The organism is Mycobacterium sp. OAE908, assembly GCF_017872775.1.
In the GTDB taxonomy this organism is placed as follows: Bacteria; Actinomycetota; Actinomycetes; order Mycobacteriales; family Mycobacteriaceae; genus Mycobacterium.
On the sequence record NZ_JAGGJL010000004.1, the window covers coordinates 40,818 to 55,627 of the forward strand.

A 14,810-nucleotide genomic window follows, 5' to 3' on the forward strand; every position below is an offset into this window, starting at 1 on the left:
ACATTTCTGTTGACTATCTTGACGGTATTGTAGAGTATTGTTGGCGTCCGGCACCACACACGACGGGATAAGAGATGCCTGATCACCTCTTCGCACGCCCCGCCATCACCGCAGAACAGCGGGCAGACGGCAGCGTCGTCATCGCGTCCGAACAGCCGCTGCAGAACTATCCGGTCAGCGTGCTGCACTCGTTCCACGCTGGTAGCGCCCGTCATCCGGACCGGGTACTGGTCGCCGAGAAAGTCAATGGCGCCTGGTCGACATGCACGTGGGCACAGGCCCGAGCCCGCGTCGACGCGGTGGCGCAGGGCCTGCTCGATCGCGGTATCGCCGGGCGGCCGGTGCTGATCCTCTCGCACAACAGCGTGGCGCACCTGCTCGTCACGCTGGCCGCCTATACGATCGGCAGCCCGGTCGTGCCGGCCAGCGTCGCCTACTCGCTTCAGAGCAGCGATCACGCGAAATTGCGTCACATCGTGGAGGTGTGCGATCCGGCCGCGGTCTTTGCCGAAGACACCGGCTACGCGCGTGCTTTGGATGCGATCGGCGCGGGCCGGTTGCTGCTCAGCGCCGACACCGCCGACGCCGGCCTCATCCCCCTCACCGACATCGAAACACCGCCGACCTCAGCGGTTACCGACCATGCGGCGGCCATCGCCGAAGACACCATCGCCAAGATCATGTTCACCTCGGGATCCACCGGCATGCCCAAGGGTGTGATCAATACCCACGGCATGCTCTCGGCCAACCAGCAGCAGGTGCGCCAGGTCTGGCCGTTCGTCGTCACCGAAGCGCCGACGCTGCTGGACTGGCTGCCGTGGAGCCACACCTTCGGTGCCAACCACAATGTCAACATGGTGCTCGTCAACGGCGGCACTCTCTGGATCGACACCGGTCGGCCGACGCCCGGTCTGATCGGACGCACGGTCGACAACCTGGCTGACGTCGCGCCCACCGTTTACTTCAACGTTCCGGCCGGCTACGCCGCACTCGTGCCGATTCTTGAGAACGACGCGGTGGCCGCGAAGCGGTTCTTCTCCCGGCTGCGAATCGCGTTCTTCGCCGCCGCGGCCCTGCCTCAGCAACTCTGGGATCGCATCGAAGCGCTTGCCGCCCAACATGGTTCGACCATGCGGATGACAACCGCGTGGGGTATGACGGAAACCGCACCGGCGGCGACCGCAGCCCATTTCGCGGTCACCCGCAGCGACTCGATTGGCGTGCCGCTGCCCGGCGTACAGCTCAAGCTGGTGCCGACCGGCACCAAACAAGAACTGTTGCTGCGCGGACCCAACGTCACCCCCGGCTATTTCGGCCGCCCGGATCTTCAGGAAAGCACCTTTGATGACGAGGGCTTCTTGCGCACCGGCGATGCGGTGTCGCTTGTCGACCCGGCCGACCCGAACAAGGGCCTGATCTTCGACGGCCGAATCGCCGAGAACTTCAAGCTCTCGACCGGCACCTTCGTCACCGTCGGCACCGTGCGGCCCCAGCTACTCTCGGCCTGCGGAGGCCTGCTGCAGGACGCCGTCATCTGCGGTGAGGGCGGCGAGTTCCTGTCGGCCCTGGTGTGGCTGCACGCCGATCACGCCGACCGGATTGACGCGAACGGTGTGCCCGACGACGACCTGCGAGATGACATCATCGCCGGACTCAACCGGTTGGCAGCCCAGGGCGGCGGCTCCTCTCAGCGCGTCGAACGGGTGCTGATCCTCACTGCCCCACCGGATCTGGACGCTGGCGAAGTCACCGACAAGGGCTACATCAATCAGCGCAGAGTTCGCGAGTGCCGCGCCGATCTGGTCGGCGAGCTGACAGCCGACGTGGCCTCCACCCGCACCGTATGCCGTGTGGCCACCCCAGCCGCCGCGGCCAGCTGATAGCCCTGTCCCCCGAATAGACCTGGCCCGTAGATCAAGGAGGATCAACATGACCAAGCGACTGGACGTCGAGTTCACCTCGGAAGGCACCACATGCCGAGCGTGGCTGTACCTGCCAACATCTCGACAACGCGCTCCAGTGATCGTGATGGCCCACGGCTTCGGCGGAATCCGGGAAATGCGCCTCGACGCCTTCGCTGAACGCTTTTGTGACGCCGGGTACGCGTGTTTGGTTTTCGACTACCGCCACTTCGGTGCCAGCGACGGGCAACCCCGCCAACTACTCGACATCAACCGTCAACTCGCCGACTGGTCGGCGGCGATCGCGTTCGCACGCACCCGTCCCGATGTCGATACCAGCCGGATCATATTGTGGGGCAGTTCGTTTAGCGGCGGCCACGTAATCACCACCGCCTCCCGGGAACCGGACATCACCGCGGCCATCGCGCAGTGCCCGTTCTCCGACGGGATCGCATCCGTGCTGGCAATGGACCGCTGGACCGGGCTGAAGGTCTTCGCCCGCGGGGTGGCCGACGCACTGGCTGGCGTAGTGGGCAAGGGGCCCATTCTGCTGCCCATCGTCGGTACTCCCGGTTCAACAGCCGTGATGACCGCACCCGACGCACAGCCGGCGATGCTGCGGATGGTCCCGCCGGGCGCGTCGTGGCGAAACGAGGTCGCCGCGCGGGTGGCCTTGCAGGTAGTGCGCTACCGGCCCGGCCGCAACGCGAAGAACGTGCCGTGCCCGCTGCTGCTGTGCGTGTGCAGCGGCGACAGCGTCGCCCCGGCCGCCATCACCAGCCGCGAAGGGCGAAAAGCCCCTCAGGGTGAGATACAGCTCTATCCCGAGGGGCATTTCGACATCTACGACGGCGAGCCGTTCGAACGTGTCATCGTCGACGAGATCGACTTCCTGCACCGGCATGTTCCTGTCGGTGCGGAGTCGTCGAGCTAGGACGGCTGATTGAGACGGAGGAGCGATCCAGTCACTGATGTTCGGCGGCAAATTCGCTCCAGCGGCGCCGCGCAGGTTCACGCCACTTTGTGTGCTTCTTTTCGAACAGCGTCGTCGCCGCGGTGCCGCTCCAGTGCGGGGGCAGCAGCAGCCGGGGCAGCTGTGGATCCAAGAAAGGGAACCGGCGCCATTCGTGGACCAGCCGGATCTGCGCGACAAATATGTCGTCGGCTGATCGAGGGTCTGCACCTGAGAAGTCCTCGATGAACTCCTCGTAGTGCCGCTCGACCTCAGCGAGATCCCATGCGGCCGAGACCATCTCTTGCTGACTGCCCAGCGCACCGTATTCGGCGACAAAGGACAACGCTTTGTCCGACAGCTCGAGGTCGTCGAGGATGGCCTTGGCTTCGGACGCGGCCGCTGTGCGCGGTGAGATCCACACACCCGGCATCGGGGAGCCGAATCCCACCCAATTGAATTGTGTGCGGACCTTGTGTCGCAATGCGCGCATCGATTCTGGGATGGAGATCAGTACGACCAGCCATCGACCGTCCCAGGACTGTTCTCCGGAACCGAACGTATAAATCCGGTGCGCGCCCTCCTCTAATAGCCGCCGGCCAGCGTCGGTGAGCGTCCACCGCACGCGACGACCAACACGATCCGACGTCAGCCACCCTTCTGCGGCGGTGCGTGCCAGCGCCTGACGCGCAGAACCCTCCTCGATTCCCACCAGCCCGAGCGAATGCACCAGTGTTGCGGTCCACACCTGCTGGCCAAATGGCAGCACGAATTCACCGAGGATTGTCATCAGCAGCGAGCGGGCGCTTCCCTCCCCCACCTCGCGGCGACGGCTCAGTGCGGGTGTGGCTCCCGCTGGCTCGCCACCACGATCCGGCGCTACTGCCACCTCGAAGCCTCCCTTGTCGTCGTGCTCCTCAACACAATGAGTGTCTCACTGGTCAGCGGAAAGGCGCTCCTCGCCGCGTCTGCGGTTCACGAACGCGCTCATGCGCTCGACTTTCTCCGCATCCTCGAATAGCACCGCTTGCGCCAGCAGATCGACGTGTGGATGAGCCGCCTCAGGTGAGTCGACGGCCATCTTGGTCAGCCGCAGCGCCCGCGGCGAGCTCTTGAGCATCCGGTCGATAGCGCGGTCGGCAGTAACGAACAATTCGTCAGGTTCACAGACGTCGAGTACCAGGCCGCAGGCAAGGGCCTGCTGCGCGTCGAGCGTGCGTCCGGCCAGCAGTATTTGTTTGGCCACACTCTCGCCAAGCAATCGCACCAGTCGGAAGGTGGCGCCGGCCCCGGCAAGGATGCCCAGCGCAGGCTCGGGCTGCCCAAACTTCGCTCGCGTGCTGGCTATCCGGACATCACAGGCGTAGGCCAGTTCAGCTCCGCCACCCAGTGCCCAACCATCGATCGCGGCGACAGTCGGCATAGGCAGTGCCCGGATGCGCTCGAATAGCCTTAGATTGATACCGGCCAGTGCATCGTCGCTGCCACGCTGCAGAAGCTGGCCGATGTCTGCGCCACCGGCGAACACGCCGTCGCGACCGCCTGTGAGCACCAGCACTTTCGGCTCGGATTCCAGTTCTGCGCAGAGCTCATGGAGTTGCGCGACCATGGCCGCATCGATCGCGTTGCGCTCGGCCGGCCGGTTCAGTGTGGCCCAGGTCCGGTCGGCTCGTCGCTCGACGAGAACCGTCGATGAATCCGCATCAGCCATGTCGCTCCCGTCATTGACTGCAATTACTCTACATGATTTTGATGTTACGACACTGTATTGTAGATTAACCGTCGCCGCCGACTGGCCGCGCGCACTCCGCAGATCCTCAGGAGGAATACATGGACTTGTCGGGCAAGGTGGCCATCGTCACCGGTAGCGGCCAGGGGCTCGGCCTGGCCTATGCGACCGAGTTAGCGCGCAACGGTGCGAGCGTGGTGATCAACGACGTCAACGCCGAAACCGCCAGGCGCGCTGTCGCAGCGATCACCGACGCCGGCGGCACCGCGGTCGCCGAGGTTGCCGCCGTGGGCAGCGCAGAGACAGCACAGGCCCTCGTCGACCGCGCCGCCAACGAATTCGGCCGTCTCGATGTGCTCGTCAACAACGCCGGCATCCTGCGCGACACAACGGTGTGGAAGATGACCGACGACGACTTCGACGCAGTGCTCACCACACACCTGCGTGGCACCTTCACTTGCACCCGCGCAGCTGTGATCCACATGCGCGAGCAGGGCACCGGCGGCAGGATCATCTGCATCGGATCCCCGACAGGACAGGTCGGCAACTTCGGTCAAACCAACTACGCGGCCGCCAAAGCCGGCATCGTCGGAATGGTCCGCACGTGGGCGATGGAACTGGCACGCGCCGACATCAGGGTCAACGCGGTCATCCCGGTGGCCATCACCGAGATGACCGCCACCGTGCCCGCGCTCAAACCGTTTTTCGATCAACTCGCCGCCGGCGAGCCCCTAGACGCCCACACCCGGCAGCAGTTGGGCTTCGGATCGGCCGAAGATGCTGCGGGCCTGGTGGCGTTTCTGGCCTCCGACGCGTCATCGTCGATCACCGGCCAGGCGATCGGCATCGGCGGGGATCGGCTCGCACTGTGGAGCCATCCGGCCGAGGTGGTCGTCGAGTTCGCCGACGGCACCGGCTGGTCACCCGACGCAATCGTAGACATCTGGCCGGAAAAGTTCGCCGCGGCACAGCAGCGAGTCGGCCAAGACATCACTGCCATTTCGAAATAGGCGCAACAACAACGTCTTTGAGAGCCGACGGGAGACCAACCACAAATGACCACGACGACGATTGCCGAATTGGGCACGCTCGAGGGGCAGCAGTTGCCGCCCAGCGATTGGATCGAGGTCTCCCAGGAGCGGGTCCAGCTGTTCGCCGATGCCACCGACGACCATCAGTGGATCCACGTGGACCCGGTGCGCGCGGCCGCGGAGAGCCCGTTCGGCGGCCCGATCGCGCACGGCTACTTGACGCTGTCCTTGCTGATTCCGCTGTGGACACAGCTGCTCACGATCACCGATGCGAAACTCGCAGTGAACTACGGGCTGAACAAAGTCCGGTTCCCAGCCCCGGTGCCGGTGGGCAGCAAAATACGTCTGACCGCGACCATCGCCAAGGTCGAGCCGGTCAGTGGCGGCGCGCAGGTCAGCGTCGGAGCCGTCGTCGAAGCCGAAGGTGCTGACAAGCCGGTCTGTATCGCCGAGCCCGTATTCCGCTATGCCGGCAGTGGACATTGACCGCAACAGCAGCAGAGGACCTCGACTCGATTCGCGAGCTCGCTCGTAATGTCGCGGCCGCCAAGATCGCTCCGCACGCCGCCGATGTGGACGCGCGCGGCCGATTCCCCGAAGAAGGGTATCGCGCCCTGGTCGAAACACAGCTGCACGCCGCGCTCATTCCCGAGGCGTACGGTGGGCCCGGTGCCGACGCCTTGACCACCGCCGTCATCGCCGAGGAGATCGCCCGTGTGTGCGCGACGACGCAACAGGTCGCGGCGGCTAATGACTTGTTCGCCTGGCCATTGCTGCTCGCAGGCACGGAAGATCAACGCCAGAAATGGCTTCCGCCCATCGCTGCGGGCCAGAAGCTGGGCGCGTTCGCACTGTCTGAACCCGACGCCGGAAGCGACATTCGTTCGATGACAACGCGTGCGGTCGCCACCACCGACGGATGGCGACTTCACGGAACAAAGCGGTGGATCACCAACGGCGGAGTTGCCGACTGCTACATCTTATTCGCAAGAACCGTCAACAACAGTCACGACCAAGGTATTTCAGCGTTTATCCTCGACGCCGCCGATGATGGCCTCGCGTTCGGCGCTCCCGAACGCAAGATCGGGTTGAAGGGCTCGCCGACCACAGAGATCTACTTGGATAACGTGTTCATACCGGCTGACAGGATGATCGGAGAACCGGGCCGAGGGTTGCACATCGCACTGGCTACCCTCGACCGAACCCGCGTCGGCATCGCCGCGCAGGCAGTCGGCATCGCGCAGGGCGCACTCGACGCGGCGGCAGACTACATGCGGGTGCGCCACCAGTTCGGCTCACCCCTAGCAGACTTTCAGGGACTACAGTTCGTGCTCGCAGATATGGCCGTCGCGGTCCGCGCCGCGCGGCTGCTTGCTCACGCAGCTGCCGGTGAGGTCGAAAGCGGCAGTGCGACCCTGGGTTTCGCTGGCGCCACAGCCAAGCTCTTTGCCACCGACACTGCTATGAAAGTCACTACAGACGCGGTGCAGATCCTCGGCGGTGCCGGCTGCGTCATGGACTTCCCCGTTGAACGCATGATGCGTGACGCGAAGATCACCCAAGTTTACGAAGGCACCAACCAGATCCAGCGCATCGTCATCGCGCGCGAGATCCTCACAGCAGCACCCTAATGACGGCAGGGTTGGGCCCGGCTTTCGCCCGTGTTGATATGCAAGGAGCATCTCATGGTTGACGCCGTGATCTGCGAGCCGCTACGCACCGCGGTAGGTCGGTTCGGTGGGGTCTTCAAAGACGTCGCGGCTGAAACCCTTGCATCACAGGTGATCTCAGAGGTCGTCGCCCGCAGCGGCATCGACGGAACCCACGTTGACGACGTGATCCTCGGGCAGGCCTCTCCCAACGGCGAGGCACCCGCAATCGGACGCATCGCGGCCCTCAACGCCGGTTTGGGCGTCACCGTCGCGGGCATGCAGGTCGACCGGCGATGCGGTGCAGGGCTGCAAGCAGTCATCCAGGCCTGCATGCAAGTATCCACCGGCGCAAGCGAGCTCGTGCTCGCCGGCGGTGTCGAGTCGATGAGCCAGACCGAGTTTTACGCCACCACCTTGCGGTGGGGTGTCAAGAGCGACGGTGTGATCCTTTCTGATCGGCTGGCCCGTGCTCGCGTCACCGCTGGCGGCCTCAACCATCCGGTGCCGGGCGGCATGATCGAGACTGCCGAGAACCTGCGCGCCGAATATGCGATCAGTCGATCCGATCAGGATGCGTTGGCGCTTCAGTCGCATCAGCGCGCCGTGGCGGCCCAGCAGGCCGGCCGATTCACCGACGAGATCGTCCCTGTGCCAGTGCCTCAGCGTGGCGATAATCCGCTCCTCGTGGCCACCGATGAACATCCGCGCGCCGACACGACATTGCGGTCTTTGGCACAACTGCCCCCGATCCGCGCCAAGATCGATCCCGACGCCACTGTGACGGCAGGCAACTCGAGCGGACAAAACGACGGAGCCGCTATCTGCATCGTCACCACCGAAGAGAAGGCCCGATCGCTAGGCTTGCGTCCGCTTGCCAAGCTGGCTAGCTGGGCAGTCGCCGGTGTGCCTCCGAAGACCATGGGTATCGGCCCAGTGCCGGCCAGCCACCGGGCACTCGGCAGGCTTGACCTGACCCTGGCCGATATGGACGTCATCGAACTCAACGAGGCGTTCGCCGCACAAGCGCTTGCGGTGCTTCGGGAATGGAACATCGAACCCGACGACCAGAGACTCAACCCGAACGGCTCAGGGATCTCGCTGGGCCACCCCGTCGGGGCGACCGGTGCGCGGATCCTGACCACACTCATCCACGAGATGCAGCGCCGAGGCGCCCGCTACGGGCTGGAGACAATGTGCATCGGCGGCGGCCAGGGTCTGGTCGCCGTCTTCGAAAGCCTTTGAGCTGCCGCGAGATCTGTCTGGGCGTCTCGTCTACAACTCGCGGATATTTTACAGGAATAAAGACGGTCGTCGATACATTGTAGAATAATGCAGCTAGTCGCATCTCCGCATACTCCTGCACGACCACGGAATCCGCGACGACGTTGCGCAACCATGCGGTACAGCAACAGTAAGGAGAGTTAGCGATGGGCACTGCAGAATTGGTGCGTGCGGCAGTATTTCGGGGCGTGGACACGCCGATGACCGTGGAGCAGGTGACATTGGATCCACCTGGGCCAACCGAGATTCGGGTTCGAATGGTGGCTGTGGGATTGTGCCACACCGACTTACATGCACTTCGCGGAGAACTACCGCTGGGCATGACGCCGATGGTTCTCGGACATGAGGGCTCGGGAATCGTCGAGGAAGTCGGCACCGAGGTCCACGGCATCGTCGAAGGCGACCATGTGGCGCTGACGTGGTCGCCGGCATGCGGACGCTGTTTGCCGTGTGCGCAGGGAAACCACCACCGCTGTGTGGAAGGTGCGCGAATCGCCACGGGAACACAACTGGACGGCACCTTCCGTCGTCACGATGACACCGGAGAAATAGTCGGCGGAATGTGTATGGTCGGCGCCTTCGCGGAAAAGACGGTCGTGGATCAAGCAAGCGCGGTGGTGGTGGATCCGGAACTACCGTTCGATGCTGTTGCGCTAGCTGCTTGCAGCGTGACGGGCGGCTTCGGCGCAGGAATGAACGCGGTTCGGATCCGTCCCGGTGACGCGGTGCTCGTGGTTGGAGTCGGCGGGACCGGCATGAGCGTCATCCAAGCTGCCCGCCTGTCCGGTGCCAGGCAGGTCATTGCCGCAGACATCCACGAATGGAAGCTGCAGGAAGCCAAACGATTCGGAGCAACCGACACAATTGTGGTCGATACACCCGGTCAATTGGCCGGACGCGTGTTTGGGCTGACGGCGACCGGAGTGGATCACTCATTCGTCTGCATTGGCGACGCCGATGCACTGGCACAAGCCGCGCGGGCCACCAAGGTGGGCGGCAACACGGTGGTCACCGCACTCAATCCGCCATCCTTCAGCGCCATTCCCCTGTCCCCCCTGGAGCTAATTGCCGGCCAAAAGACGTTGATCGGGTCCTCCTATGGCTCCATCAGCCAACGGGTCGGCATCCCAGAGACGCTGCGGCACTACAAGAACGGCTCCCTGCAAATCCCCGAGCTGGTAAGCCGGACATACCAACTCGACGATATCGTCGCCGGCTTCGAGGACCTCGCGGCCGGTAAGAACATCCGCGGCCTGATCCGCTTCGACTGAACCGGCCAGCGTGGCCGTGCACACCCAGATAGGAACTGCGTGTGCACGGCCGACCTCGCTGACCGTCAACACATCGATCGATCCGCTCACCAGGCGCCGCCGGCGTCAGCATCATCTGCCATGTCCGTCCTCCGGTCGGACGCGCTGCAAACAGGAAGCCGCTAATGACACAAACCCGCGGGCCGATTCGCACGCCCTTCCCCACCAGATCGTCGCGATCGGGACGTCGGTGGGCCGGGGTCCTTTACCGATGGCTCGAGGGCTGCGTGCTAGTCATTCCTGACCCCGTCGGAGCGCGTAGTCACACAACGCTGATCTGCTCGGTGACAGGCGACGCCGTCATCGTCAGTAACTAGTACTAAATTCTGGCTGCTCTCAACTATCCTGTCACGTATGTCGGCGGTCGCTCTCACGCGGTGTTAGCGACGCCGACCGACCTACTAGCGCCGACTCGTGAGAGGCACCGAGGACATGGGTCCGGTTAGGACATCGTGAAGCTTGACTCCGACGACGCGCTATCCGACGGAATCCGTGGCAATCGCGCACAGCTGACGAGATTCGTCGGGCGCCGCCATGAACTCACCGATGCGCGTTATCGCCTCGAGCGCTCTCGATTGGTGACGCTCACTGGGGTGGGTGGGGTCGGTAAGACGAGGCTGGCCCTTCGGTTAGCTGAGGATGTGCGGCGCGCCTTCCCGGACGGCGTCTTTGTCGTCGAACTTGCCGAAGTGCAAGATCCTGCCCTGCTCGGTTATGCGGTCGCCGAAGCCGTGGGTGCCCGTGAACCAACGGCGCGCTGGCGGCTGACGACATTGACCGACCACCTCGCGGCTAAGAAGGTCCTTCTCGTACTGGACAACTGCGAGCACCTCGTGCAGGCCTGCGGCGTCCTCGTGGATGCGCTGTTGCGCTCTTGCCCAGGACTACGAGTGCTAGCAACGAGCCGCCAACGCCTCGGCATTGGCGGCGAAACCGTCGTCACGGTACCGCCCTTGTCGACTCCACTGGCGTCGCAGCGCGCCACGGCCGAATCGCTCACCCAATACGACGCCGTCAACCTGTTCCTCGACCGGGCCGAGGCTGCCGCACCCGACTTCGAGTTAACCGACGACAACAGCTCTGAGCTTGCCCGCCTCATCGGGCTTCTCGACGGCATTCCCCTGGCGATCGAGCTGGCCGCGGTTCGGCTGCGTGCCCTCACGCTGGACCAAATTCTCGACCGCATGGACGACCGCTACCGACTGTTGACCGGAGGCAGCCGGTCGGCGCCGTCGCGCCAGCAGACGTTGCGCGCGTCGATCGACTGGACCTACGAGCTGTGTTCACCGGAGGAACAACTGATATGGGCGCGGCTGTCGGTGTTTGCCGGTTCGTTTGAGCTTGACGCCGCCGAGGGGATTTGCAGCGGCGACGGGATCGACCGCGATTCCGTCGTAGACCTGCTGACAGCGATGATCGACAAGTCCATCGTGACTCGTGATCACCGACCCGGATCCGACCGCCGGTTCGTGCTGCTGGAGACGATCCGCCAGTACGGCGACGAGAAACTGGACAACGCCGGGGAGCGTGACACGTGGCGTCGACGACATCGCGATTGGTATGCCGACCTCGCTGCCCGCACCGAACGCGAATGGATCGGCCCGCATCAACACCATTGCATCAACCGTCTACACCGGGAGCACGCTAATGTGCGTAGCGCCCTTGACTTCTGCGCCGCAAACGGGGAGTCGCAAATCGGACTTCGAATCGTATGGTCTCTCGAAATGCATTGGCTGGCACATGGATTGCTCAGCGAGGCCAGACACTGGCTGGACCAACTGATCACCGATGCGCCCGGGCCCTCCGTGGACCGCGCCCGCGCCCTGCGATTAAATGCATGGCTGGCCATAATGCAGGGCGACCATCACTTGGCCGATGCACGCCTCGACGGCGCCGAGGCTGAAGCACGCGCCACCGGGGACGTGGCGGCGCGTGCGTTCATCACGCTGACACGTGGGCAACTTGCGATGTTTCGCGGGGAGCTCGACTGTGCCAGCGAATACTTGACGGCCGCAGTCACCGCATTTCAGGACTGCGGGCACCCACTCGGCGAGGTCTACGCGGCGTTCGAGGCCGGCCTTGCCGCCGGCCTGGCCGGCAACGCCGCTCATGCGCAAACGTGGTATCACCGCTGCCTGGAACTCACAAAACCGTTGGGAGAAGAGTACTTTCGATCATGGTCAATGTGGGCGTACGCCGTCGACTTGTGGTTGCAGGGTGACCACGACAGAGCCCTCGAGGTGGAACAGGAAAGCCTGCGCCTGAAACGCTCGCTTGACGATCCGATCGGGATCGCGGTCTGTCTGGAAGCCCTGGCCTGGATCGCAGCAGCGGACGGTGAGGTCGAACGCTCAGCGACCCTATTAGGCGCCGCCGAGGCGATCTGGCGGCCGATTGGAATGTCGTTGGCGGCCATTCCGCCGTTATGGGCATATCGGCAGAGATGCGAAGACGACGCCAGGCGCAACGCCAGCGACTCCGAATTTCAGATTGCCTTCGCCTCGGGAATGGGACTGCAGGCCGAAGATGCCATCGCCTACGCCCTGGGCGAGGTCGCTCGCCGTCCTCCGCGATCACCTGCCCATCGCGACACGGCCCTGACCAATCGGCAGCTGCAACTCAGCGAGTTGATCGCACAGGGGCTCAGTAACCGGGAGATCGCCGACAAGCTCGTCATCTCGGTTCGCACAGTGGAGTCTCATGTCGACCACATCCTGAGCCGACTCGGATTCGGCAGCCGCACCCAGATCGCCGCCTGGTGCGCAGGACGCCGGATTGCCCGCGACGATAGCCCGCGCGAGCTGCACCGATAGAGCCGCACAATAGCGGCCATCACTCACACCAATGCCTGCTGCGGCCTAGCGCAATAATCGCCGTCGATAGCGGCACTCAGGGAAAACTATTTCCGCTCAGGGCATTTCGTCGCCGACACTGAACCGAAGGGCTCGGCGACGGAGGGCAGTGAAGTGAATTTGCAGCGAGTTCGCGATGATTGAAGGTCAGGCCAAACTGGTCGTGGCCGACAAGTCGCACGTCGCGGACGGCGTAGTCAGCCTCACACTTCGCCACCCGGACGGCGACCCCTTGCCGGGATGGGATCCGGGAGCCCATATCGATGTGCACCTGGCTGCTGGAATGACGCGGCAGTATTCACTATGCGGCGACCCCCTAGAGCGGCGGTACTATCGCATCGCAGTGCTGCGTGAAGCGGCTGGTCGCGGTGGCTCGGCCTACGTTCATGATCGCCTGCAGGCCGGTTCTCATATCGCGATAGGGCTCCCTCGCAACCACTTTGCGTTGGTGCCCGCTGACCGCTATCTGTTCATCGTCGGTGGAATCGGCATCACACCGATACTGCCGATGGTCGCCGCTGCGCAGGCCGCCGGAGCTCAGTGGCGGCTGATCTACGGCGGACGGACCCGCGACAGCATGGCCTTCCTGGACGAGCTCGCCCGATACGGCGACAAGGTGACCCTGGTCCCCCAAGACGAACAGGGCCACATCGATCTGGAGCGGTGCTTGTCCACCCTGGCAATCGACACCCGGGTGTACTGCTGTGGGCGCGAATCGTTGTTGGCCGCCGTGGAGTCAAGCCTTCGCCCTCATGCCGGCCGGCTGCATATGGAGCGCTTCGCACCCAAGTCGACCCGAGACACCGGGTCCGATACCGAGTTCGAAGTCGAACTCGCACGGACCGGGGCCTCCTTTACCGTGCCACCGAGCATCACCGTGCTGGAAGCTGTTGAGAAGGTGGGCGTTTCAGTGCCGTCGTCCTGCCGTGAGGGCACGTGCGGAACCTGCGAGACCTCCGTGCTCGCCGGCACCCCAGACCATCGAGACTCGCTGCTCACCGACGACGAACATGCGACCGGCGCGTTGATGCTTATCTGCGTATCTCGTTCTCTGACCCCAAAGTTGGTACTGGATCTATGACCTCAGACGCTACTAGCGATGCGTGCCAATACACGTTGTTTCTGTCGGACTCTGATGTCGCCACAGTGCTGGACTGGACTGCTGCGGTCAAAGCGCTGCGCGAGGCATACGCCGCAGATATCACCCCTGAAGCGGTGCCGCCGCGTGCGATGGCTCGCGGCGACGGCGTATGGCTGCGCTCGATGACGGCGGTGTCGGCACGCGGCGGCCACCTGGGCGCAAAACTGATCTCGGCCTCGCCCAAGACACGACGAGTGAGCTATTTGGTGGCACTGTTCGAAGATCAGACGATGGCGCTAGACGCACTCATCGACGGAAACCGGATTACCGGGATACGCACGGCCGCAACGTCGGCGATGGCCGCCGAAGCTCTTGCGCCGGCGCGACCGGTTTCGGTGGCCGTGCTGGGAACAGGGTTCGAGGCGCGCAATCACATCCGTGCATTGGGCGCGGTGTGCACGATCGCCACCGCGCGGGTATACAGCCCAACTCCGGCGAATCGCCAACGCTTCGCAGAAGAGGTGCGAGCCGAGAGCGGGCTCGACATCACCGCCGCGGAATCCGCGCAGGTGGCGGTGACGGGAGCCGACGTGATCATTTGCGCCGCCCGCTCCCACGATGAATCCCCGGTGCTGCACGCCGAATGGTTAAGTCCTGCAGCCACTGTCGTCTCGGTCGGATCCACCCTGCCGGAACAGCGCGAACTAGATGTCGAAGTGTTTCGTCGCGCTGGGCTGATTGTCGCCGATGTGCCTGAAGAGGCCGCCCACGACACGGGCGACCTACTCGCGGCGGCAGCGGCCGGCATCGACGTCAGCGCCAAGCTCGCCTCGCTGGGCGATCTCATCGGCGGCGCGGTCAGGGTCCGGCAGGACCCGCAGTCCATCGTTGTCTACAAGTCGGTGGGCTCAGCATTGCAAGACATAGTCGTGGCCGAACAAATCCTCGCATCAGCGCGGCGCCGCGGCTTGGGCACCCGGTATCCGAACACCATCGTGCCGATCACGAAATAACCTCTCTC

12 protein-coding genes are annotated in these 14,810 nt (G+C 64.1%); 10 read left to right on the forward strand and 2 right to left on the reverse strand.

The window, feature by feature from the left end:
- The first annotated feature begins 74 nt into the window (after nt 1-74).
- Together J3E61_RS34005 and J3E61_RS34010 are read left to right on the forward strand one after the other, a co-directional pair.
- Nucleotides 75-1,880, forward strand: coding sequence for a feruloyl-CoA synthase (locus J3E61_RS34005; RefSeq protein WP_210087040.1), 1,806 nt, complete (start codon nt 75-77; stop codon nt 1,878-1,880).
- Nucleotides 1,881-1,929: 49 nt separating this feature from the next.
- A complete protein-coding gene (locus J3E61_RS34010; protein WP_210087041.1) occupies nt 1,930-2,835 on the forward strand; it encodes an alpha/beta hydrolase in 906 nt (301 codons plus the stop codon).
- A gap of 31 nt (nt 2,836-2,866) precedes the next feature.
- Here the strand turns inward: J3E61_RS34010 and J3E61_RS34015 are convergent, their stop codons facing one another.
- Both J3E61_RS34015 and J3E61_RS34020 read right to left on the reverse strand, forming a co-directional pair.
- The gene (locus tag J3E61_RS34015) at nt 2,867-3,643 is read right to left on the reverse strand and encodes a PaaX family transcriptional regulator (protein ID WP_210087068.1); all 777 of its coding nucleotides are present in this window, start codon (nt 3,641-3,643) and stop codon (nt 2,867-2,869) included.
- A gap of 144 nt (nt 3,644-3,787) precedes the next feature.
- Nucleotides 3,788-4,564 carry an enoyl-CoA hydratase/isomerase family protein gene (locus tag J3E61_RS34020; protein WP_210087042.1) on the reverse strand — a complete coding sequence of 259 codons (777 nt, stop codon included), beginning with the start codon at nt 4,562-4,564 and terminating at the stop codon, nt 3,788-3,790.
- Between the two features lie 119 nt (nt 4,565-4,683).
- On the opposite strand from J3E61_RS34020, the gene J3E61_RS34025 reads away from it, so the two are divergent.
- From J3E61_RS34025 to J3E61_RS34060, 8 genes are all read left to right on the forward strand, one after another.
- Nucleotides 4,684-5,592 (forward strand): SDR family oxidoreductase, encoded by a 909-nt coding sequence (locus tag J3E61_RS34025; protein ID WP_210087043.1) that lies wholly within the window; start codon nt 4,684-4,686, stop codon nt 5,590-5,592.
- A 45-nt stretch (nt 5,593-5,637) separates the two neighbouring features.
- Nucleotides 5,638-6,099, forward strand: a complete 462-nt coding sequence (locus J3E61_RS34030; protein ID WP_210087044.1) for a MaoC family dehydratase — start codon at nt 5,638-5,640, stop codon at nt 6,097-6,099.
- Nucleotides 6,096-7,244 (forward strand): acyl-CoA dehydrogenase family protein, encoded by a 1,149-nt coding sequence (locus J3E61_RS34035; protein WP_210087045.1) that lies wholly within the window; start codon nt 6,096-6,098, stop codon nt 7,242-7,244. The genes J3E61_RS34030 and J3E61_RS34035 overlap by 4 nt, the downstream gene beginning before the upstream one ends.
- A gap of 54 nt (nt 7,245-7,298) precedes the next feature.
- Nucleotides 7,299-8,507 (forward strand): acetyl-CoA C-acetyltransferase, encoded by a 1,209-nt coding sequence (locus tag J3E61_RS34040; protein WP_210087046.1) that lies wholly within the window; start codon nt 7,299-7,301, stop codon nt 8,505-8,507.
- Nucleotides 8,508-8,818: 311 nt separating this feature from the next.
- Nucleotides 8,819-9,817, forward strand: coding sequence for a zinc-binding dehydrogenase (locus J3E61_RS34045; protein ID WP_210087047.1), 999 nt, complete (start codon nt 8,819-8,821; stop codon nt 9,815-9,817).
- Between the two features lie 491 nt (nt 9,818-10,308).
- Nucleotides 10,309-12,669: a tetratricopeptide repeat protein gene (locus tag J3E61_RS34050; RefSeq protein WP_210087048.1), complete on the forward strand. Its 2,361-nt coding sequence runs from the start codon at nt 10,309-10,311 to the stop codon at nt 12,667-12,669.
- Nucleotides 12,670-12,844: 175 nt separating this feature from the next.
- A complete protein-coding gene (locus J3E61_RS34055; RefSeq protein ID WP_210087049.1) occupies nt 12,845-13,789 on the forward strand; it encodes an oxidoreductase in 945 nt (314 codons plus the stop codon).
- Nucleotides 13,786-14,802 carry an ornithine cyclodeaminase family protein gene (locus J3E61_RS34060; protein WP_210087050.1) on the forward strand — a complete coding sequence of 339 codons (1,017 nt, stop codon included), beginning with the start codon at nt 13,786-13,788 and terminating at the stop codon, nt 14,800-14,802. Before J3E61_RS34055 ends, J3E61_RS34060 begins: the two co-directional genes overlap by 4 nt.
- The last annotated feature ends 8 nt before the right edge of the window (nt 14,803-14,810 follow it).